Origin of the sequence: Arcobacter aquimarinus (genome assembly GCF_013177635.1) — a bacterium.
Lineage (GTDB): Bacteria > Campylobacterota > Campylobacteria > Campylobacterales > Arcobacteraceae > Aliarcobacter > Aliarcobacter aquimarinus.
Window position 1 is genome coordinate 948944 of sequence record NZ_CP030944.1, and the last position, 23778, is coordinate 972721.

Annotated in this window: 11 protein-coding genes; all 11 read left to right on the forward strand. The window is 26.4% G+C overall.

All coding sequences use genetic code 11. From position 1 onward, the window contains the following. Positions 1 to 4: 4 nt before the first annotated feature. The 11 genes from AAQM_RS04710 (at position 5) to AAQM_RS04760 (ending at position 23774) form a co-directional block, all read left to right on the forward strand. Positions 5 to 673, forward strand: a complete 669-nt coding sequence (locus tag AAQM_RS04710; protein ID WP_129094627.1) for a hypothetical protein — start codon at positions 5 to 7, stop codon at positions 671 to 673. Continuing rightward, a complete protein-coding gene (locus AAQM_RS04715) occupies positions 670 to 3633 on the forward strand; it encodes an ABC transporter substrate-binding protein (protein ID WP_129094628.1) in 2964 nt (987 codons plus the stop codon). Before AAQM_RS04710 ends, AAQM_RS04715 begins: the two co-directional genes overlap by 4 nt. Continuing rightward, positions 3626 to 4312, forward strand: a complete 687-nt coding sequence (locus AAQM_RS04720; RefSeq protein WP_228254499.1) for a response regulator transcription factor — start codon at positions 3626 to 3628, stop codon at positions 4310 to 4312. The genes AAQM_RS04715 and AAQM_RS04720 overlap by 8 nt, the downstream gene beginning before the upstream one ends. A 107-nt stretch (positions 4313 to 4419) precedes the next feature. Next, positions 4420 to 6999 (forward strand): TolC family outer membrane protein, encoded by a 2580-nt coding sequence (locus AAQM_RS04725; RefSeq protein ID WP_171920658.1) that lies wholly within the window; start codon positions 4420 to 4422, stop codon positions 6997 to 6999. 15 nt (positions 7000 to 7014) lie between these two features. Continuing rightward, complete coding sequence (locus tag AAQM_RS04730) at positions 7015 to 9171, forward strand: type I secretion system permease/ATPase (protein WP_129094630.1); 2157 nt, start codon at positions 7015 to 7017, stop codon at positions 9169 to 9171. Then, positions 9164 to 10543, forward strand: a complete 1380-nt coding sequence (locus tag AAQM_RS04735; protein ID WP_129094631.1) for an HlyD family type I secretion periplasmic adaptor subunit — start codon at positions 9164 to 9166, stop codon at positions 10541 to 10543. The genes AAQM_RS04730 and AAQM_RS04735 overlap by 8 nt, the downstream gene beginning before the upstream one ends. 1 nt (position 10544) lies before the next feature. Beyond that, the gene (locus AAQM_RS04740) at positions 10545 to 11144 is read left to right on the forward strand and encodes a response regulator transcription factor (protein ID WP_129094632.1); all 600 of its coding nucleotides are present in this window, start codon (positions 10545 to 10547) and stop codon (positions 11142 to 11144) included. A gap of 99 nt (positions 11145 to 11243) precedes the next feature. After that, positions 11244 to 20600, forward strand: a complete 9357-nt coding sequence (locus tag AAQM_RS04745) for a beta strand repeat-containing protein (protein WP_129094633.1) — start codon at positions 11244 to 11246, stop codon at positions 20598 to 20600. A gap of 57 nt (positions 20601 to 20657) precedes the next feature. Beyond that, entirely contained in the window at positions 20658 to 21260 is a 603-nt protein-coding gene (locus AAQM_RS04750; RefSeq protein ID WP_129094634.1) for a transglutaminase-like cysteine peptidase, read from the forward strand. Next, positions 21257 to 23116, forward strand: a complete 1860-nt coding sequence (locus AAQM_RS04755) for a LapD/MoxY N-terminal periplasmic domain-containing protein (RefSeq protein WP_129094635.1) — start codon at positions 21257 to 21259, stop codon at positions 23114 to 23116. Before AAQM_RS04750 ends, AAQM_RS04755 begins: the two co-directional genes overlap by 4 nt. A gap of 49 nt (positions 23117 to 23165) precedes the next feature. Beyond that, positions 23166 to 23774 carry a hypothetical protein gene (locus tag AAQM_RS04760; protein ID WP_129094636.1) on the forward strand — a complete coding sequence of 203 codons (609 nt, stop codon included), beginning with the start codon at positions 23166 to 23168 and terminating at the stop codon, positions 23772 to 23774. Positions 23775 to 23778 lie beyond the last annotated feature (4 nt).

Consider the following 23778-nt stretch of genomic DNA (forward strand, 5'->3'; position numbering starts at 1 on the left):
GAATTTGGATATAAAATTATTAATTATAAGTACTTTTTTTAGTTTAAGTATTTTACTTATAACTAGTATTATTTCTTGTTATAAATTACCAAAAAGAAAATATCCAAAATATTTTTTATTATTTACTATTTCTTTCTTAATAGGTCAATTTTTAACAATTTATCGAAATATAATACCTGATATATTATCTATAGTTTGTGGGAATTTATTATTAGTTATAGGATATATATTTTTATATATTGGAATTCGTGATTTATTAAATTTAAATGCACAGTGGAATAATCGTTATTTAATACCTATTGGAGTTATGTTTATAGGATTTATTTTATTTACTTATATTGATTATAGTCTTGCAATGAGAATAATAATATTTTCAATTTTTTGTATTATTTATGGTTTAATTGTTAGTTGGTTATTTTTTGAAAATAAAAATAAAGGTTTTAAAATTTTTAATATAATATCTTTGGTTTTATTTCTCATTGGAGCTGTTTTGTTTTTGATTCGTACTTTTAAAGCATCTACTATTAAAATTCATGGAAATTACCTTAGTACAACAGATTTAATGATAAGTTTAGTTTATGGATATTTACTTATAATGACTATTTGGTTGACTATTCTTTTAATAAAACATTCAAATCATATAACTTTTACTAAATCAAAGAATAATAAATGAAATATTTTTTATTAATATTTTACGGTTTTATTTTAAATCTTTATTCAAATAATTTGGATGATTCAAAATTAGAAAACATCAAATTGCAATTACAATGGAAACATCAGTTTGAATTTGCAGGTTTTTATGCTGCAAAAGAAAAAGGTTTTTATAAAGATGTAGGACTTGATGTAGAATTTATAGAGTTTGATTCTAAAAAAAATATAGTTAATGAAGTTGTAAATAAGAATGCTGATTATGGTTTGACTTATTCATCTTTTATTGTTGATTATATGAATGGAAAACCTTTGGTTTTTGTGGCAAATTTTTTCAAGCAATCACCATTAGTTTTAGTAACTCAAAAAGATATATATACACCTGCTGATTTAAGAAATAAAAAGATTATGGGACTTTTAGATAGTAGTCATGAACAAATTGTTCTAACTATGTTGGATAAATTTAATATAACAAAAAATGATTTCCAAAATATTCCTAGAAAATCTGCTGTAGAAAGTTTTATTAATAAAAAAATTGATGCATTAACTGTTTTTACAACAAATGAAATTTATACTTTAGATAAATTAGGAATAAAATATAATATTTTAGACCCTGCCGCTTTTGGAACAAAATTTTATGATTTAAATCTTTTTACAACAAAAAGTGAATTAATGAATAATCCTTCTCGTGTTGAAAATTTCAAACAAGCTTCTATAAAAGGTTGGGAGTATGCTTTAAAAAATAAGAATGAAATAGTTGATATTATTTTAAAAAAATATAATACTCAAAATAAATCTAAAGAAGCATTACTTTTTGAAGCTAATCAAATAGAGTATTTGATGTTATCAAATATTTATCCTATAGGAAGTGTTGATCTAGAAAGAGTTCAAAATATTTCAGATAGTTTTGCTCAAACTTTATTTATGCCTAGGGAATCTAAAGAAAAATTAGAATCCTTTATACATAAAAAAGAATCAAATTCTATTGAATTAACAATAAATCAAAAAGAGTATCTTAAAAATAAAAAAGTAATAAAATTTTGTGTTGATCCAAATTGGTTACCTTTAGAAAAGATAGAAAATGGTAAACATATTGGAATTTCATCAGAATTTTTAAATTTAATCAAAGAAAGAATAGGAATACCATTTTATTTGATAGAAACAAATAATTGGACAGAATCTTTAGAAAAAATAAAAAAAAGAGAATGTGATATATTAGCCCTTGCAGAACAGACTCCTTTAAGAAAAGAGTATCTTAATTTTACAACTCCTTATATAAGAGTTCCTCTAGTAATTGCAACAAAAAGTGGATTACCTTTTATTAATGATTTGAATGAAATAAAAGAAAAAACTTTAGGAGTTGTAAAAAACTATTCATTAGTTGAATTATTAAAAAATAAATATCCAAATATAAAAGTATTAGAAATTGATTCTATAGAAGAAGGATTGAAATTAGTAAGTCAAGAAAGAATTTTTGGTTTTTTAGATAATTCAATGGCAATAAATCATGAAATACAAAAAAATAAAATAATAGATATAAGTATTACTGGACAATTCTCTGAATATTTTTCTCTTAGTATAGCTTCAAGAAATGATGAAGATATTTTAAATGAGATTTTAGAAAAAACATTATTATCAATTGATGATAGAAGTAAAACTACATTTATAGAAAAATGGAATAACATAAAATATGAATTAAAAACTGATTATAGGTTGATTTATCAAACAGTTTTTTTGGGAATAGTTTTAATAAGTGTTTTTATTTATTGGAATTTTAAATTAACTCAAGAAATTAAAAAGAAAGAAATAATCCAAAAAAAACTTAAAGAGAGTGAAGAGAAATTTAGAACATTATTTGATATTGCACCTGTTTTATTAGATGCTTTTGATAAGAATGGAAAAGTAGTCTTATGGAATAAAGAGTGTGAAAAAGTTTTTGGATATAGTTTAGAAGAGATAAAAAAAGAAGAAAATCCATTGAGTTTATTTTATCCAGATCCTTTAATCCAAAGAGAAGTTTTTGATGATTTCAATTGTAAAGACGAAAATATTTATAAAGAATGGACACCTTTAACTAAAGATGGAAGAAAGTTAATTATAAAATGGGCAAATATAAAGTTACCCAATAATGAAATTTTACATATAGGTATTGACATAACTCAAGAAAGAACCAATGAAATTTTATTGTATGAATCAAAGCAAGAATTGAAAAAATTAAATAATTCACTAGAAGAAAAGATAAAAGATGAAATACAAAAAAACACTAAACAACAATTATTGTTAATGCAACAAAGTAAATTGGCTCAAATGGGAGAAATGATTGAAAATATTGCTCATCAATGGAGACAGCCTCTTGCACAGGTAAATTCTTCAGTTTTATTAATTGATGTGGAATTAAAGAAAAATAGATTTCAAAATGAAATTATTGAAAATAAACTTATTGAAATAGAATCATTAACCTCATATATGTCTAAAACAATTGATGATTTTAAGAATTTTTTTGATCCAAATAAGAAAAAATCTATTTTTAAAGTGGAAGAATCAATTATAAAAGCAAGAAATATTTTAAAAGGAAGAATCAAAGAATCTCATATAAATTTGATAATAAATATTGAAGAAGAACTAAAAATATATAGTTATCTTGAAGAATTACAACAGGTAATTTTAATCATTTTAAATAATGCAATAGATGCAATTATTTTAAATAAAGTGTTAAATCCTAAGATTTTAATTAATGCTTATTCTAAAGATTCAGAAATTATGATTTTTATTGAAGATAATGCTTTAGGAATTGAACCAGAAATAATTGATAAAATTTTTGAACCTTATTTTACAACAAAGCAAAAATCAAGAGGTACGGGATTAGGACTTTACATGTCAAAAATGATAATAGAAGATGGATTAAATGGTTCATTAGATGTAGAAAATAAAAAAAACGGTGCTTGTTTTAAAATAAAAATTCCAAAAGGAGAATATGATGAGTGATTTATATCCTTATAAAATTTTAGTTGTTGAAGATGAAGAAGCTATCAGAAAAAACTATATAATTTTTTTAAAAATGTTTTTTAAAGAAGTTTATGAAGCTGATGACGGAGAAATAGCTTATAATTTATATAAATCAGAAAAACCTGATATTATGATTGTTGATATCAATATTCCCAAATTAAATGGTTTAGAGTTGATAAAAAAGATTAGAGAAAAAGACTTTACTACAAAAATTATAATTTTGACAGCTCACAGTGATAAATATTTTTTGTTTGAAGCTATAGAATTGAAACTAATAAAATATTTAGTTAAGCCAGTAAGTAGAAAAGATTTAAATGAGGCTTTAGATTTAGCAATAAATGAAATATCTCAATATACTATTTTAAATATTAAAAATATTCAATTAACTGATGAATATTCTTGGAATACTGAATTAAAAGAATTAAAATTTCATAATAAAATTATAGATTTGACAAATAAAGAAAGAAATTTTTTATCTTTATTGTTGTCACATAAGAATAGAGCTTTTAATTATGATGAGATTTTTGAATACGTTTGGACCAATGAAGAACTAATAAGCCTTAATAGTCTTAAAAATCTGGTAAAAAGACTTAGAAAAAAACTTCCAGAAAATATGATATCAAATGTTTTTAATGAAGGTTATAAGATAAATTTTTAACAAATCCATTAGAAGTTGTCTCTTTGATACTTTTGTGATACTTCTTTTTTATACAATTATTTCATTATTAATTTTAATATAAAAAAATTATTATTTAGGAGATATTTTTGAATAAAATAGCAGTTAAAAAAAGACTAATTAGTGCTGTAGCTAGTAGTATATGTTTACTAGGAATGAATTTAAATGCACTTACTTTAGAAGAGAGTGTAATCGAAGCAATGAACACTAATCCAGTAGTTCAGGAAAGATTAAGAAATTTCAGTGAAACACAACAAGATTTAGAAATTGTAAAATCAGAATGGCTCCCATCTTTAGACTATAGAGCAACATTTGGAAGAAATAATGCAGGAAGTTTAAAAGATGATGTAAATGAGAGTAGTTATAATCATAATGTAAAAGATGTTTCATACAATCATTATACAAACTCTTTAAAATTAACTCAAAATATTTTTAATGGTTTTAGTACAACTCATAAAATAGATTACCAAGAAGCTAGAATTTTAAGTGCTGCATATCACTATTTAGAAAATGCAAATGATATTGCATTTCAAATGGTTGGAGCATATTTAGATGTAATTCGAAGTTATAAATTATTAGAAAATGCAAAAGAAAATGTATTAATAAATGAAAAGATTTATAAAGATGTTCAATCTTTATATGATCAAGGTCTAACTACAAAATCTGAAATGACAAAAATTTATGCTTCTTTATCTTTAGCAAAATCAAATTTAACAGTTCAAAAAAATAATACAATAGACAAAGAATTTAGACTTAAAAGATTATTAGGTAGAGATATTGATATTTCAGATTTCACTCTTCCTACTTTGAATTATGCAATGCCAGAAAGTAAAGAAAGAGCTATTATGTATGCAATTTCAAACAATCCTTCAATATTGGTAAGTAATTTCAATATTAAAGGTGCGCAAGCTTTATATAAGGAGAAAAAAAGTAATTTTTATCCAAAAATTGATTTAGAAGTTGAGCAAGTTTTTAATGATGTAAATGATAAATTAAATGGTTTTGATATGCCTGATGATAGATTAAAAGCTTATGTAACTTTAAGTTGGAATTTATATAAGGGTGGAGCTCATACTGCTGATATCCAAAAAAGTAAAAGTACAATCAATAAAGAAGTTGAAATTCAAAGAGATTTAAAAAGACAAACTATTGAAGGTTTAGAATTATCTTGGTCTGCATATCATATGTTAGGTGAACAGTTAGAAGAGTTGTATAAATATTATGAATATTCACAAGAAACTTTAGATAGTTATCAAAGTGAATATGAAATGGGTAGAAGAACGCTTCTTGATTTATTATCAGCTCAGAATGATTTAGTAAATTCAAAAAGCCAAATTATAAATGCTCAAATGGATAAGCTTTTTGCACAATATCGAATTTTAGATGCAATGGGAATATTAGTTGAAACAGTTGTTGGTGGAGAGGCTGAATATAACAAAATAGTTAATCCAACTATCAAACCATTTGAAGTTGTAAAAGATAATTTACCAGTAAAATTAGATGTTGATAATGATGGAATAGTTGATTCTTTAGATATTTGTGATAACTCTAAAAATAATGATGATATTGCTCCTTATGGTTGTTCTTCAAAAGAAGAAGATTCAGATTTAGATGGAATACCAAATTCAAAAGATAAATGTCCAGAAAGTGTATTTGGAGCAACAGTAGATGCAAATGGTTGTGAAATAAAGGACTCTACAAATAGATTTAATGTAAATCAAGAAGATTATATAAAACAAGTTATTGCTTATACGCAAGAGAGTCCGAAAAAATCAGATAAATTAGGTTTATATGATTATGAATTTAATGTTGCTGCAAATAAAAATGTAAAATCAACTTCTTTAGATAATCATTTAATGTATGATAATTTTGCATTAATAAAAAGATTTGATTTTATAAATATGGATGATTTTGATGTAAAAAATAATAATTTATCTGAAATTGCAAAAGTAATTAATGAATATAAAGATGAAAATATAAAAGTTACTATTATTGGACATACAAAAGCTATGAGTGATAAAGAAGCAAGTTATGAAAAAGCTTCTAATTATGCAAATAGTATAAAGGATGAGTTAGTAGAAAATGGAGTTGATAAAGAAGTTTTATTTACTCAATCAAGACTTGATAATGACAGATTGTTTCTTGAAACAAATAGAAGTGATAAAACTCTAAACAATGTAGTTGGTATTGCACTATATGTTCCAAAAAATATAAAAAAATCAGAAAAACCTATTTTAGATGATGATAATGATGGTGTTATTAATGAATTAGATAAATGTCCTAATACACCAGCAGGTTATACAGTTGACGAAAATGGTTGTACTAATAAAATTAATTTAGAGGTTTTATTTGAAAATAATTCAGCAGTTGTAAAAGATGAAACAAAAGATAAAGTTGTAGCTTTTGCAAAATATTTAAATGATAATAAAGAATTTAATACTGTAATTACAGGACATTCAAGTAAAGATAGAGCTTCTGCTTCTTATAATCAAAAATTATCTGAAAAAAGAGCTAATGCAATTAAAAATATTTTAGTTGAAAATGGAATTGAATCTACAAGAATTCAAGTAATTGGAAAAGGATATGATGAACCAATTGCAAGTAATGATACTCTTGAAGGACAAGCTTTAAATAGAAGAATTGAAGCTGAACTTATAAAAGTAAAATAAATTTTAAGGCTAGAAGTGAATAACACAAGTTCAACTAAAGATGCTCTTTTAGAATCTTTAGTTTTATATACAAGACTGTTTCATAAACCCTTTTCAAAAGACTCTTTGTTGTCAGGTTTACCAATAGATGTAAACCTGACAGAACAAACACTTTTTTCACAAAATAATTCTAAATCACTTTTTTCGAGAGCTGCTTTAAGAGCTGGACTAAAAACTACATTGATAGAAAGAAAAATAGATGAAATTTTACAATTACAATTACCTGTAATTCTTCTTTTATCAAATAAAAATAGTTGCATTTTAGAAAGTTTTAATGAAGATAAAACTAAAGCAAAAATAATTTTTTCTGGTGTTGAAGAACCTTTGGAAGAGTGGGTTGATATAAAAACATTAGAATCTGAATATTTAGGTTTTGCTTTTATGTTAAGAAAAATCTATGAATATGGAAGTGAAAATAATAAAAAAACATTAGATTTAACTCATCAAAAACATTGGTTTTGGAGTACTTTAGGCTTTTCAAGAAAAATATATTTAGATTGTATTTTAGCTTCAATCTTGATTAATTTATTTGTTTTAGCAACTCCATTATTTACGATGAATGTTTATGATAGAGTTATTCCTAATAATGCACAAGAAACATTAATGGTTTTTACAATAGGAATAATTATTGTATTTTTACTTGATGCAAGTTTGAAATTTTTAAGAAGTTATTTTTTAGAAATTGCTGGTAAGAAAAGTGATATTATTATGTCTTCAATAATATTTGAAAAAGTGTTGGATTTACAAATGAGTTCACATCCAAAATCAGTTGGTTCTTTTGCTAATAACTTAAAAAGTTTTGATAGTATAAGAAGTTTCCTCACAAATACAACACTTAGTGTACTGATAGATTTTCCTTTTGCTATATTATTTTTAGCAGTAATTTTTTATATTGCAGGAATTTTAGTTTTAGTTCCTATTGCTGTTATTTTGATAATTATAATTTACTCTTTAATTATTAAAAAACCTTTACAAAGAAGTATTGAAAGCACATATGAAGCAAGTGCCAAGAAAAATGGAATCTTGATAGAAGCTTTACAAAATATTGAAACCATAAAAGCTCAAGGAATGGCTGGAAATATTCAGTTTAATTGGGAAGAATCAACAGGTGAGATATCAAATAAAAGTTTAAAATCAAAAATTTTATCTTCATCTATTCCTACTGTTACAGGATTTTTAGTAGGTTTAAATACGGTTTTAATTGTTGTTTTTGGAGTTTATTTAATTCAAGAATTTGAATTAACAATGGGTGGATTAATAGCAACTATGATTTTATCAGGACGAGCTATTTCTCCAATGGGTCAAATAGCAGGATTAATTACAAATTATGAAGATGCAAAAACTTCATTTAAAATGCTTGATGAAATAGTAAATAAACCACTTGAACGACCAATTGCTAAAGAGTTTGTAAAAAGACCTTCTTTAAAAGGAAATATAGAATTCAAAAATGTCTCTTTTAAATATCCTGATAGCGAAGTTTATGCATTAAAAAATGTTAGTTTTAATATAAAAGAGGGTGAAAAAGTAGCTTTTATTGGAAGGATTGGTTCTGGAAAATCAACTATTGCAAAGCTAATTTTAAAACTTTATGAACCTCAAGAAGGTTCTATTTTAATAGATGGGATTGATATTTCTCAAATAGATCCAGCTGATTTAAGAAAAAAAGTAAGTTATGTTCCTCAAGATATCCATCTTTTCAGAGATAGCATAAAAAATAATATTTTAGGTGTGCATAGATTTATAGATGATGAATGGATGCTTAAATGTTCAAAAATTAGTGGTACAGATGAATTTGTTAAACTTCATCCAATGGGTTATGATATTCCAATAGGAGAAAGAGGAGCTGGACTTTCAGGAGGACAAAGACAAAGTGTTGGAATAGCTAGAGCTTTAATTAATAATTCTAATATTTGGTTGTTTGATGAGCCAACAAATGCTATGGATCAAACTAGCGAAAATTATGTACTAAATAATTTACAAGAAAATATTGATAATAAAACATTACTTCTAGTTACTCAAAAAATGAATCTTTTAGCATTAGCTTCAAGAGTAATTGTAATGAATAATGGAGAAAAAGTTCTTGATGGAGATAAATTAGAAATAATACAAAAATTAGGAGGAAATAATGGCTAATTATAAAGAAATATTTTCTGCTTTTTTTCAAAAGACTCCTAAACTTCCTAAAAAATCATTAAATCAAAAAGATTTAGAATATATGAATAGTTTAAGTGCAGCTGTTCTTCATAGTCGTTCTACAACACTACATTGGGTATTAATTGCATTTTTAATAACTATTACTTTTTTCATTATTTGGGCTTCTCTTGCTTCAATTGATGAAATAGCAAGAGGAAATGGTAAAGTTGTTCCAAATGGACAAAATCAAGTTATTCAAAACCTTGAGGGAGGAATAGTTTCAGAAATTTTGGTAAAAGAAGGAGATAGTGTTGAAAAAGATCAAATACTTATAAAAATAAGTAATGAAAAATCAAATTCAACAGTTGCTTCAAATGAATTAAAAGCATTATATTTACAATCACAAATTAAAAGATTAGAAGCAGAATTAAAAAAAGAGGATTTCTTTTTTGAAGAGACAACTAATCAACAATTAAATGATTTCTTAAATAATGAAAATGAACTTTTTTTAACAAATAAAAAACAACTTGAATCGAAAATTTCAATACTAAAAGAGCAAATTAAACAAAAAGAGAATGAGTTAAAAGACGCAAGACAAACTATAGAACATATGAAATTTTCTGTAAATGCCATTACAAAAGAGGTTGAAATGACAAGACCAATGGTTGAAAAGGGTATTCGTTCTCAAGTTGATTTTTTGAAGTTACAAAGAGAACAAAGTGATGCAAAACAAAAACTTCAAAGTGCAATTTTATCAGTTGGTAAAATAGATTCTGAAATCAAAGAGATAAATAAAAAAATTGAAGAAACATATCAAATAAATGATTCAGAAGTTAGAGAAAAATTAAATGAAACTATTACTTCATTAAAAGATTTAGAAGCAAATTCAGTTGCTTCGACAGATCAAGTTTTAAGAACAATTGTAAAATCACCATCAAATGGTATAGTTCAAAAATTACATGTTAATACTATTGGTGGAGCTATTAAACCTGCACAAGACTTAATAGAAATTGTTCCTACAGATTATAATTTAATAGTAGAAGTTAAGATATTACCTAAAGATATTGCTTTTATTTATCACGGGCAAGAAGCAATAGTTAAATTTTCAGCATATGATTTTTCAATTTATGGAGGGTTAAAAGGAAAAGTTATAAACATAAGTCCTGACACCATAACAGAAAAAGATGAAAAAACTTATTATATTGTTAGGATAGAAACAGAAAAAAATTATATCGGTGAAAAAGATAAACAAATGAAGATAATTCCTGGAATGATTGCTGATGTAGATATTATAACTGGTAAAAAAACAATTTTAGATTATATATTAAAACCGATATTAAAAACAAAACAATATACATTTACGGAACGATAAAATGAAAAAAATATATTTATTTAGTGATGATTTGTTATTGACTGGAAGATGGGTAAAATTAATCAATCATCAAACTAGCATAGTTGAAAATATGAAAGATTTACAAACTATAAAAAATAGTATTTTAATAGTTAATAGTTCAATATTTAAAGAAATATCTATAAAATTTATAAATGATTTTATAAAAAATGAAAATCAAATTTTGCTTTTGGATAATACTCCAAACTTAATAAGTGCAAAAAAATTTTTAAGTTTTGGAATAAGAGGTTATGGTAACACTCTTATGACATCATCATATTTAAATTCAGCAATTGATGCAATTTCAAATAATTACGTTTGGTTAATTCCTCAAATTACAACTTTATTACTAAAAGATATGGCTGAAAAAAATGATATTAAAATGGATGAAGAAAAGCTATTTGAAACTTTAACAAAAACAGAAAATAAAATAGCTAATTTATTAAAAAATGGATATTCAAATACAGATATTTCTGAAGAATTAGAAATATCAATAAACACAGTAAAAACTCATGTAAAACATATTTATGAGAAATTAAATGTAAAAGATAGATTTTCTTTTGCTAATTTATTTTCAAAATAAACCTATTTTTAATTAAACATCACCCTTTTGGGTGATATACAACTTTTAAATAAAAGACTAAAATCAGAATATAATAAAAAAATCACTAAAGGATAAATCATGGCAACAATAGCTGGTACAGTACAAAGTTTGGCAAATGGAACTTTTCATGCTAAAGATGAAAATGGAAATATAAGAACTTTAAAAGAGGGTGATACGATTTATGAAAATGATACAATTTATGGAGATGATAAAAACTCTTCTTCATCAAAAATTGAAGTTTTACTTTCAGGTAATGATGTTATTGTTTTAAGTGAAGGACAAAAACAACTCATAGATTCTTCTTTAATTGAAACAGCTTTTGGAACAGAAGAACTGTTTTTTACAAGAGAAAGTTTAGATTTAAAAGCTGATGAATATGGAGCAAATGCAAATGTTGTAAGTGATTTACGAGATGCTCAGTTTGCTGATGAAGTAACACAAACAGAAGAAGTAGGAGCTTTTGCAGAAGCAAATAATACAGATATTACAGAAGAAGAAACAGCTGAAGGGCAAGAAGAAGCAGAAGATGAAACAACAGGAAATGCAGAATTTCAAGCAAGAGATGGAAATGCAACAAATATTGAAAGTGATTTAAGAAATGCACAATTTAAAGCTAGAACACAAGTTTTTATAGATAGATCAGCTTTTGAAAATGAATCAGAAGATAGATTAACTACTATTAATAATATAGATAGACCTTCTTATACAAATCCTCCAGTTACTTCTATTGTTACACCAACTAATCCAACTCCTCCACCTACAATTACTCCTCCTGTAACAGAAACACCTGTAGTTATTATTGGAAATTTAAGTGTAAATGATGTTTCTACATACGAAAGTGATGGATTTCTAATTTTTACTGTTACTTTAGATAGACCTGTTTCTACACCTATAACTTTTGACTATGTAACTTCACCACTTACAGCCACAAATAATGGTATAGATTATACTGATGTTAAAGGAACAATAACAATACCTGCTGGAAGTACAAATATAACTATAAGAGTTCCTGTTACTGATGATTATTTATCAGATAATGGTGAAACTATGAAAATCACTATTTCAAATGTTGTAGGTAATGCAAATATTACTAAACCAGAAGGTATTGGTACAATTTTAGATAATCCAGTGAATAATCCATCAAATGGAACACCAGGAATACCAACAGAACCAGGTGGATATGGACAGGAAGATACAGTATATGCAATTATAACAGGTGCTATAACTGTAAATGAAGGGAATACAACAACTTACACAGTAAAATTAGTAGATAAAGATGGAAATGCAGTTGTAGTTACAAATGCAACAACAGTAACAGTAAAATATACAAATATTACTACACAAGATGGTGATACACAATTTAATAACAACAATACAATAAACGTAACAATTCCAGCAAATGATTCATCAAATACTTTTACCGTAGCAAGTATTGATGACTATATTGCAGATAATGGAGAAAAATATAATGTTGCAATTACAAAAGTTGATACAAATGAATTTGAAAATGTAGTAATAGGTGATAAAAATGGAAATAATAAAGATGTTACAACAGAAATTTTAGATAATAGTCGACCAAATACCCCAAATGATTTAACAGATGATAATGTAGAACCAACACAGGATATTATACTTATTAAACTTTTTGCTGCTGATGAAAATGGAAATGTTTTAAAAGATGGAAATGGTAATTATCTTTTAGCAAATGAAGCAGAAGAAGGAACAAATGCAAACTATATAGCTTATGCATTTGAAAATGGAACTACAATTTTTAATGATTCTACAAAATTTTCTATACAAACAGGTACTGTAAATATCAGTTTCCAAAATGATACTGCAACAGGTGCTTCAACTAAAACTTTAACAGATGGATCACAAGATTTCAATAATACACCAAAAACATCAGTATCTATAGGACAAAGTTTTAGCACAGAAGTTTTTAAAGATTTAGCATCTGAATCAACAGAAAAATACAAAGTTGTAATAGATAGTAACTCTTATAATGGAAACTATGAAAGTGTAAAAATTGATACAAATCCTGTAACTACTACAATACATGATGAAAAATTATTTGTAAAAATTGAACCAATTACAGATGTAGCAAATGAGGGTGCTAATTTAAAATATAAAATTGTAATAGTAAATAAAGATGGAGAAGAAGTAAAAGTACCAACTGGTAAAAGTATTACTGTTGATTTAAATTATGAAGGGAATACTTCAAAACAAGCTACTGAAAATACAGATTATACACCTGTAACAAGTGTTACTATAAGTGCTGGAACAAGTTATACAGAATTTGAAATAGTGACTAAAGATGATTATTATGCAGAAGGTGATGAAGGTTTAAAAATTACTATAAATAATATAGATAATTCAAGCAATGCATTTGAAAATATAGTTCCTCATACAACAGCTAATGGTGCACCAAGTAATAAAATAACAACAACTGGAACAATCAAAGATAATCCCGCAAAAATTGAAGAACCAACTATTCCTCTTGATCCAAATAACCCAGATAATCCTGATAACGGAGATTATGGGCAAGAAGACACAATTTACGCAATTATAACAGGTACTCAAACAATAAAAGAAGGAGATACAAGTACAAATTATACAGTAAAACTTGTAGATAAAGATGGAAATACAGTAACTCCAACAAAAGATACAAAAATAACTGTTACATACAATAATATTACTACTCAAAATGGTGATACACAATATGATAATAGTGATGAAATTGAAGTGACAATTCTTGCAAATACTTCAGAAATTACATTTACTGTAGAAACAAAAGATGATGTTTATAAAGATGATGGAGAACAATTTAATCTTACTATTACAGATATACAAAATACAGGTGAGTTTGAAAATGTAAAAATTGGAGATAAAGATGGAAATCAAAAAAATGTGATTTCAACTATAAAAGATAATACAACTCCTGGAACAGAAACAAACATAGATGATGTAAAAATTGTACTTGTAGCAGTACCATCTGCAACAACTACAATAGCAAATATTACAGATGGAGATGGAAAATTAATTATTACTAATACAAACGAAACTCCTGAAGGTGGAAATCTTTATTATATGGCAGTTGCGGTTGATAATGATGGGAAACCTGTTTCAACACAAGGAGGAACTGTAACTATAAATTATGGAACAACTACTGATAATACAGATAAAGATGCGACAGCTGGAACAGATTATGATAATACGACAGTTGTATCAACAACATTAGGCACAGTATTTAGTGTAAATGCAAAAGACGATTATTATGCAGAAGGTGATGAGAATTTTACTGTTAAAATTACAGATTTAACAAATTCACCATACGAATCACCATCTATTGATACTTCAAAAGATACTGTAACTTCAACTATAAAGGATAATCCAGCAAAAGTAGAGCAACCAGATACTGGAACAGGAAACGATAATCCAACAGATGGAAATTATGGAAAAGATGATACAGTTTATGTAAAAATTACTCAAGCACCTTCTACGATTGAGGGTGGAAATTTAGTACATACTGTAACTTTAGTTGATAAAAATGGAGATCCAGTAACTGTTCCAGCAGGGCAAACTGTAACTGTAGATTTAACTTATACTGTAAATAGTGGAAATTTTACTGAAAGTGATTTATCTACAATAATAAAAAGTGTAACAATTACAGGAGGAAATAGTTCTGTAAACTTTACAAATGTAACAAAAGATGATTTTACAAGTGAAGGTGATGAAATTTATAATGTAACTATTTCTAGTGTTACTCAATCAGGAGCTTTTGAAAATGTTGCAATTCACACAGATAAAACTACAACAGGAACTATCAAAGATGGGATTACTTTAGGAACTCCTGTAAATGCTTCTGTTGATGAAGATAATTTTGATGTTACAGATGATAATACAACAATAACAGATACTAAATCTTTAGGTATTCAAAAACCAAATAACCCTGATAATAACTATACTTTATCTTTTGATGAGACTGCAACGAAGATTTATCAAGGAGATTTTACAAGTACTACTGATTATGGATTATCAAGCTTAAAAGCTGGTGGACAAACAATTCATTATCAAACTATAGGAAATAAAATTATTGGATATATTGGTGTTGATGTTGGTAATGGGGCTGTAGCAAACTCAAATAAAGTATTTGAAATAGTTTTAAATAAAGATAGTGGTATCGCTAGTGGTACAACGACAAAAGATAGCTATACTTATACTCAATATAAAAACATCGACCATCCAATATCAGGAGATTCAACAATTCCTACAAATGATGATGATTTAACTTTTGAATTTGGGTTTAAAATAACGGATCAAGGGCAAACAAGTAATACAGTAAACTTTAAAGTAAAAGTAAATGACTCTTTACCAATTAATGCAAATAGAGATGTTGAAGTAAATGAAGATAACTCTTTAAATATTGTAATTTCTCCTGAAAGCTTTAAAGATGGTGAAATTCAAATTAGAGTAAATGGATATGATTCAAATAATGGAAATGATGGGTACATAACCTTAAATACTACTAATAATCAAACAATAAGAGTTACAGATCCAAATGATGATAGTATAGAAATTGGAACATTAACAAATAATGGTGATGGTACAGTAACTTTTGAACCAGATGAAGATTATAGTAATTACAATGCTAAACCTTGGTTTGAATATGCAGTTAGTGATTTTGATGGTGATACAGCCGCAGGTAGAGTTAATATCGATGTTAAACCTGTTGCAGATGCTCCAACAATAACAATCTCAACTCCAACAATGATAGAAGATAATACAAATACAAATGAAGGTGCACATCAAGTTGCTTTAGGATTAACAAAACCATCTTTATCAAAAGATCAAACTGATGAAAATACTACTAATACTGGTGATAAACCTGAAAAGAATGGAGAGATTACTCTTACATTTACAAATGGAGATAAAGTTACAGGTGCAAAAATCTTTAAAGCAGATGGTACTACTCAGGTTGGAGCAGATATAACAACTGCAAATCAAACATTTAAAATTGTAATAGTTACTGTATCTGGCGATTCTAGCACTATAGATTATACTTATCACCACAAAGATATTACAGCATCAAATCCAAGTGGTGCTATTTATCTTACTCAAGCAGAATATGAATCATTAAAAATTCAACATGCAGAAGATAATGATACAGATATAAAAATAGGTATAAGTGTAACATCTTATGAGCTTGATGATAATGATAAACCTTTAAATGCGACAGATTCTACTTATGCAGATAAAACAAATGCAAATTTATCTGAAACAACAGAAGAAACTATGACTGTAAAAATTAATCCTGCTACTGATGATATTTCATTAGTTTGGAATAATGCAACAGGTGGAACAATTTCTCAAACAACAAATGCTAATGATACGTTTACTTTTACTGCTGTTGATGAAGGAGATTTATTTACAACACCAATAGACTTAAAATCTCTTCTTACAAAAACAAGTGGAACAGAAACTTTTGATGGAAGTAAGGCAGATTTAGATGGAAGTGAAAAAAGAACATATACAATTGAAGGAATTCCAGAAGGTACTATTGTAACTTTAGGTGGTCAAGTGGCTGTTGCAAATGCAAGCGGCGTAGCAACTATTGTATTTAATAACACAAATAATCAAGCTGCAGACCCAGAATTTTCTCTGAAGTTACCTGAACATTATAGTGGAACTATTTCAAATGCCAAAATTACATTGAGTGTACAGGATAAGGGTGTAGATAGTGGGGATACTCCAAGTATTATCAAAACAGCAGAAGTTTATTTCAATGTTGTAGTTAATCCAATAGCAGATATTGCAACTATTCAGGTATCACAATCAGTTGGTTTTGAAGATGCAGGAAGAGATGGTGGAAATACTATTGCAAAAAGTGATACTATCAATGCAAATGGTGCAGGTGGAATACCTTTAAATATTAAAGTAAGTTCAGATGATAAAGATGGAAGTGAAAGCTTTAATGTAAAAATAGAAGATATCCCTTCAAATGCAGTTATATATTACGATGGAATGGTTGTTAATCAATCACCAGCTGGTACAGTAACAATTAATAATTTTGATAATGCAAAATCTTTAATCTTTATTCCTCCACATAATGATGATACAGATTATACTCTAAAAGTATCTGCTCAAACAGTTGATAATAATGGAACAACAACGAATACAAGTGCTTGGAGTTCTCCAAAAGATATAGAAGTTATCGTAAAAAATGTTGCAGATGCACCAATTGGAACAGATTTAAATGCAAATATAAGTGTAAATGAAGATAATAAACTTAATTTACAAGACATATATACAACACCGGCTAATCTTGCATCTTATGATGGTAGTGAAGAATTAACAGTTAAAATAGATTTACCAGCTGGATTTACAGTAGATTCAGGAAGTCCATATTATATAGAAAATGGAATGTATGTTGTAAAAGCTAGTGATATAAAAGCTGGACATATTTTAATAAACGTTCCAGAGAATTTCAGTGGAAGTGCAAGTTTTGATTTAACTTATGTAACTACTGAAAAAGCAGGAGAAAATGATAGTAAAACTTGGGATAAACAGACTGTAAATATTTTTGTTAATCCAATAGCAGATGATGTATCTGTTGCAACTTCTTCAACTATTTATGAAGATGCAGATGGAAATGCAAATAAGATAAATATAACTCCATCATTAACAGATACAGATGGAAGTGAAAGCATTACTAGTGTAAAAATCTTAGCTTCAGATGTTCCAGCTGGATATGAATTATATCTAGATTCAGCAATGACACAATCTATATCTTCAACATTAAATGGTTTATATTATGAGTTAACGCCGGAACAAGCAGATAGTATTTATGCAAAAAATACAACTTTAAATGATGCAGATAGTTCAGATAACTTTGATTTAACAGTTGTTTATACTGTAAAAGATACTGCAACTGGAACAAGTGATGTTACAGCTGACTTTACTCATACTCATACAGTTAATGTTCAAGCAGTTACTGATGCTCCAAGTTTAAATATTGGAACAATTACACAAGAATCAGGAGATGTAACAATAAATGATACAACTGTAACCGTAAATCAAGAAGATTCACAATTTAAAGTTCCAGTTACAACTACAAGCTCTGATACAGATGGAAGTGAAACTGTACAAAAAATAGTAATAAGTGGTGTTCCTATGGGAGTTGAAGTTGTGGGAGCTACATATTATGGATATTCTGGAAGTGAACATAATGGTATTTGGGTTATAACTATTCCTGCTGATAGTGCTTTAGATGTAAATGGTGCATTAGAAGATATTACATTTAAAGTTAATCAAGGTGCAAATTTTGATAATAGAGATATAACAATCACAACTTATACAAAAGATATTGACGCAGAAGTTAAAAGTGCTTCGCAAACTATAAGAATTGAAAAAACTTACACTGCAGGAACAGAACCAGGAAATCCAGCAGAATTAGAACTAGCAGTTAAGGAAGCAGATATTACAGAAGATACAGAGTTTACTCTTGCAGATGTTTTAGTAGTAAATGAAATTACAGCAGGTGATGCAAATGGTAAAACAATTATCACATTTACTAATATTGCAGAAGGGACAACAGTTTCAGGTCATGATTATGAATATATTGAAAATGGAAAAACTGTTTATGTTGTAATCGGAAATGGAAATGCTGCTGATATGAATACGGAGCTATCAAATGTAAAAATCACTACTCCAAAAGATGTGAATTCACAGCAAAATGGAGCTTTAAAAGGTGATTTTACACTTACAGCAGATATAGTAACTTATCATAATGGTGGATTTAACAATGGAAATACAGTAACATTAACACCAGCAGAAACTATATCACCTTTAACAGATGAAATGATTATTAGTGTAACTGCTGATAATATAAATGAAGATGGTACAAGTAATATTTCTATAACTTTATCAAATCCATCTGATGGAACTAAAACAGAGCTTATAGGAAATAGTATTACTATAAAAGTAACTGAAAATTGGTTAGATTCTAATGCTAATGGAGAAGGAACAAAAGGTACTTTAATACAAACAGGTACAGATTATATAATTAATGATAATAATGATGGAACATATACTATTACTAAAACTAATGGTACACCATTTACAGTTGATACACCAATCACTGGATTACAATACACTCCAGCAACAAATAGAGATGGAAATGTAACTTTTGAAGTAAGTGTTCAAAATAAAGAAACAGGAAGTAATCTAATATTAGATTCAAAAGGAAGTACAAATATATCTGTAACACCTGTAATTGATGTTGAGTTAAATGCTTCTGTAGTAACTGCTGTAGGAACTGAAGATGCAGCAGTTACAGTTGGAAGCACAACTTTAGCAAATCCTGTAAAACTTGAGATAACAGCAGGTACATTTACAGATGGTTCAGAAAAAATTGGAAATATTATTTTAGATGAAGTACCAAATGGTTTTACAGTTTGGTATAAAGTTGGCTCAGATTTAGTAATGGCAACAAATATTGGAAAATCAGGTACTGGAACTTTTGATTTAACGCCAAATATTAGTGGTGATGCAGATGTTCATAGAAACAAGTGGTTAGTTCCAGCTTCAGCTGATGGAAGTATGCCAGAAGTTTATATTAATGCTCCAACTAACTGGTCAGGAGAGTTTGATTTCAAAGCAAAATTTAGTATAAGTGAGCAAAATTTATCAACAGTAACTCCTATAGAAGTAGATGTAGAAGGAAAAATTGAAGCAGTTGCAGATGGAGTAACTATTGACCCAACATTGACATTTGGTGATGCTTTCTCTTGGGTAAGTTTAAATCTAAATGCAAATATGAAAGATGTTGATGGAAGTGAGACTATGAGTTTAGAATTAACAGGATTAAATGAATCAGCACAATTTAGACTTAAAGATGGTACTGCATTAAATGCAACTTTAGATGGTACAACTTGGAAACTAGATGGAATAGCTTTTGATCAAATAAATAATATAGAGTTATTACATGATAAATCTGTAAATGGTGTATCAGTAACTGCTAAAACAGTTGATACAGATGGAACAAATACAGATGAAAGTAATAGTAGTTTAGTTAAAACATTTGATTTAAAACTTTCAGATGTTTCGGGTAACTTTAAACTTGATTCAGGAATTAGTTTAGATTTTGATAAAATCGATGCTATAACAACTGCAAAAAATTTAAGTGAAATTGATTTAAGTGAAGCAGGTGCAAATGATTTATTAAATCTATCTTTAACTGATATTGTTGCAATGACAGATAGTAGTAATGAACTAAAAATATCAGGAACAAATGAAGATGAAGTTTCATTCAAAGGAACTGGTTGGTCAAAAACAACTGGCTCAGGGGCTGATGCTGGATTTGATATTTACTCAAATAGTAATGATACTTCAGTTAAAGTTAAAGTTGAACAAAATATTCAAGACCAAATAATCTAAAAAATATTAAAGAGATAAATTTATTTATCTCTTTAATTATTTAGATAAAATGAATTTATGAAAATCTTTATAATTATTTTACTTTTAATTTTTACTAGTTATTCAGCAGATTTTGCAGATGATTCACTTCTTCAAAAAGTGGAAAGAAAATACAATAAGTTTGCAAAAAATAGATTTATAGCATTAAATAAATTATTAAAAAAATTAGAAACAGCAGACACGAAAACAAAACTTGAAAAAGTTAATGATTTTTTTAATGGTGTAAAGTATGGAGATGATATAAAAATTTATGGTAAAAGTGATTATTGGGCATCACCTTATGAGTTTTTAGCTAAAGATAAAGGTGATTGTGAAGACTATGTTATTGCAAAATATTTTGCATTAAAACATTTAGGAATCCCCACTTCTAAAATGTTTTTAAGTTATGTAAAACTAAAAGGTGCAACAGATACACATATGGTTTTATCTTACTTTGAAACGCCAAATTCAGAACCATTAATTTTAGACAGTATAAGAAAAATAATATTTCCTGCTTCAAAAAGAGATGATTTAACCCCAATTTATAATTTTAATCCAAATATTTTAGATAAAGGTAGTAAAACAGCTGCTCATAGAAAATGGGATGTTGTTTTACAAAATTTTAAGGAGAAAAAGATATGAGTTTATATAGACAAGTTTTTATAGTTTTATTATTTGTTTTTACAATATTGTTTATTTTAATTACAGCAGTTAGTTTTAATATTATAAAAAATTCTGCAGAAAAATCTCTATATGAAAATGTTCAAAATAGTGTAACAAATCTTAGTTTATCTATTACAAATTCAGGAACTGAAATAAGCTCTATAAAAACTGTTATAAATGCAAGTTTTGATAACGGAAATTATGAAAAAATCATTTTTAAGGATGTTGAAGAAAATATTATTTATGAATTAAAAAAAGAGACTTATTCAGGACAAACCAATATACCACAATGGTTTTTAAAATTAGTAAATATAGATGAAATAAGTGCTAAATCTGTTATTTCAAGTGGCTGGAATGTTATGGGGATTATTGAAATTTATAATGATAGAACACTATTTTTTGAGCAAACTTATAAAATATTTAAAAATCTTATTTTTACATTGCTTATTAGTTTTATTTTTTTATTAGTAATTTTATTTTATCTATTTAATTTTATTTTAAAACCTTTAAAAACTATAGAAAAACAAGCTCAATTAGTAATGAAAAATGAATTTATTTTAGAAAAAAAACTTCCTTTTACTTCTGAGTTTAAAGCATTGACTTTAAGCATAAATAGTATGGTAAATAAGTTTGAAAAAATGTTTGAAAATACAAATAATGTTTTGAAACTGAATAAAGAATTATTATATTTTGATGAAATAACAAAACTAAACAATAGAAAGTATTTTTTATTAAAAGTAAATGATTATTTAGATAGAAATAATCCTAATAATAAGGGATATATTATAGTTTTTTCTTTAAAAATGGAGATTATTAACAAAACTTTTGGATATATAAAAACAAATGAAATTCTATATAACTTAGCAACATTATTTAAAAATGATTTTGAAAATAATTCAAACCTAATAGCAAGAATGAATGGTTCTGAATTTGTAATTTTAATTCCAAATATAGATGAAAATAATATTAAAAGTTTGATAGAGAATTTTTTATCTAAAGTTTATGAACTTGAAGATTTAAAAGAAAAAATAAATTTAGGAGTATGTAAATATGATAATGAAGAAAGCCTAAAAAATTTACTTATCAAAATTGATTATGTAATTTCCCAAGCAAAACTTCATACAGAAAAGAAGTTTTATTTTTTAGAAGATATAGAAAAATACAAATCAAAAGAAGAGTGGATAACTATTATAAATGATTCTTTAAAAAATGATTCATTTATTTTATTATATAAAGAGATAATTGACATAAATTCAAATGAAATTTTATTAAAAACTGTAGATTTTGAATTAAGTTATAAAGAAGATAATTTTTCTAATAAAGGCTTTATAGCATCTTTAGTTGAACTTAATAAATTAAATGAAGTTTATTTTCATATAATAAATAAAATTCTAAAGAATAAAGAATCACAAGAAAAATTATCTATTCAATTACCACATTTTTTAGTTGAAGATTTAAATAACTATTCAGATTTTAAGACTATTTTAGAAAACAACAAAAATAAAAATAATTTTATATTTGAAATAGAAGAAGAAGCATTTAATCAAAATTTTTCAAATTCTTTGATGTATATAAAGTTGTTTAAAGAATATAATTTTCAATTTGCTATTTATAATTTTATTGCAAATAGTGATGATTATTCATATCTAAAAGAATTGAAACCATCTTATATAAAAGTTTCAGATTACTTTTTATTAGAATCAAAACAGAGTTTAAATATGTTAAAAATATTAACTCAATCATTGGATATAAAACTTATTGCAGTAACTACTGAAAAAGATTTTGATAAAAAACTATTAAAAGAACAAGGAATAAATGCTATTAGTAATAAATAATATTTATTTAATTTTAAGAAATGTATAATTTAAAAACAAGGAGTTTTTCATGGAAGTCCAAAGTAGCACAAATTTAGCGTTAAATGCTTTTAAACAAAATCAAAATGTTGGTGTAAATAATAAAACCGAGGATACTACTCAAGGAAAAAAAACTCTTGAGGAAACTATAAAAGAATCAGCTGTAAAAGTTAGTATTTCTATGAATGCTCAATATATTTTATTTGCAATGAATGCTTCAAATATCACTCAAGGAAACACTCTATCTCAAGCTAGTTTAAACTCTAATCAAAGAGAAGTATTAGATTTTTTAAGTGGAAAAGAGAGTTCAAATGGTATGAGTTTAAAAAATATTGGTTATGAAGGTAAACCAATTACTGAATTAACTCAAGATGAAGCAAAAGAACTTGTAAGTGATAATGGCTTTTTTGGAATAACTCAAACTTCAGATAGGGTTGCGAATTTTGTTTTTAATTTTGCAGGTGATGATTTGGAACTTTTACAAAAAGGAAGAGAAGGAATTATTCAAGGATTTGAAGAAGCTAAAAAGATGTTTGGAGGAGAACTTCCTGAGATTTCTTATAAAACACAAGAAAGAACCTTAGCTTTAATAGATGAAAAAATAAACTCTTTAAAATCAGGAAATAAAGAAGAGATTTAATTCT

What these genes read in the sequence shown, in the direction of transcription:
- AAQM_RS04715 (WP_129094628.1), top strand. Translation starts at nt 670, where the DNA reads ATGAAATATTTTTTATTAATATTTTACGGTTTTATTTTAAATCTTTAT.
- AAQM_RS04720 (WP_228254499.1), top strand. Translation starts at nt 3,626, where the DNA reads ATGAGTGATTTATATCCTTATAAAATTTTAGTTGTTGAAGATGAAGAA.
- AAQM_RS04735 (WP_129094631.1), top strand. Translation starts at nt 9,164, where the DNA reads ATGGCTAATTATAAAGAAATATTTTCTGCTTTTTTTCAAAAGACTCCT.
- AAQM_RS04740 (WP_129094632.1), top strand. Translation starts at nt 10,545, where the DNA reads ATGAAAAAAATATATTTATTTAGTGATGATTTGTTATTGACTGGAAGA.
- AAQM_RS04745 (WP_129094633.1), top strand. Translation starts at nt 11,244, where the DNA reads ATGGCAACAATAGCTGGTACAGTACAAAGTTTGGCAAATGGAACTTTT.
- AAQM_RS04750 (WP_129094634.1), top strand. Translation starts at nt 20,658, where the DNA reads ATGAAAATCTTTATAATTATTTTACTTTTAATTTTTACTAGTTATTCA.
- AAQM_RS04755 (WP_129094635.1), top strand. Translation starts at nt 21,257, where the DNA reads ATGAGTTTATATAGACAAGTTTTTATAGTTTTATTATTTGTTTTTACA.
- AAQM_RS04760 (WP_129094636.1), top strand. Translation starts at nt 23,166, where the DNA reads ATGGAAGTCCAAAGTAGCACAAATTTAGCGTTAAATGCTTTTAAACAA.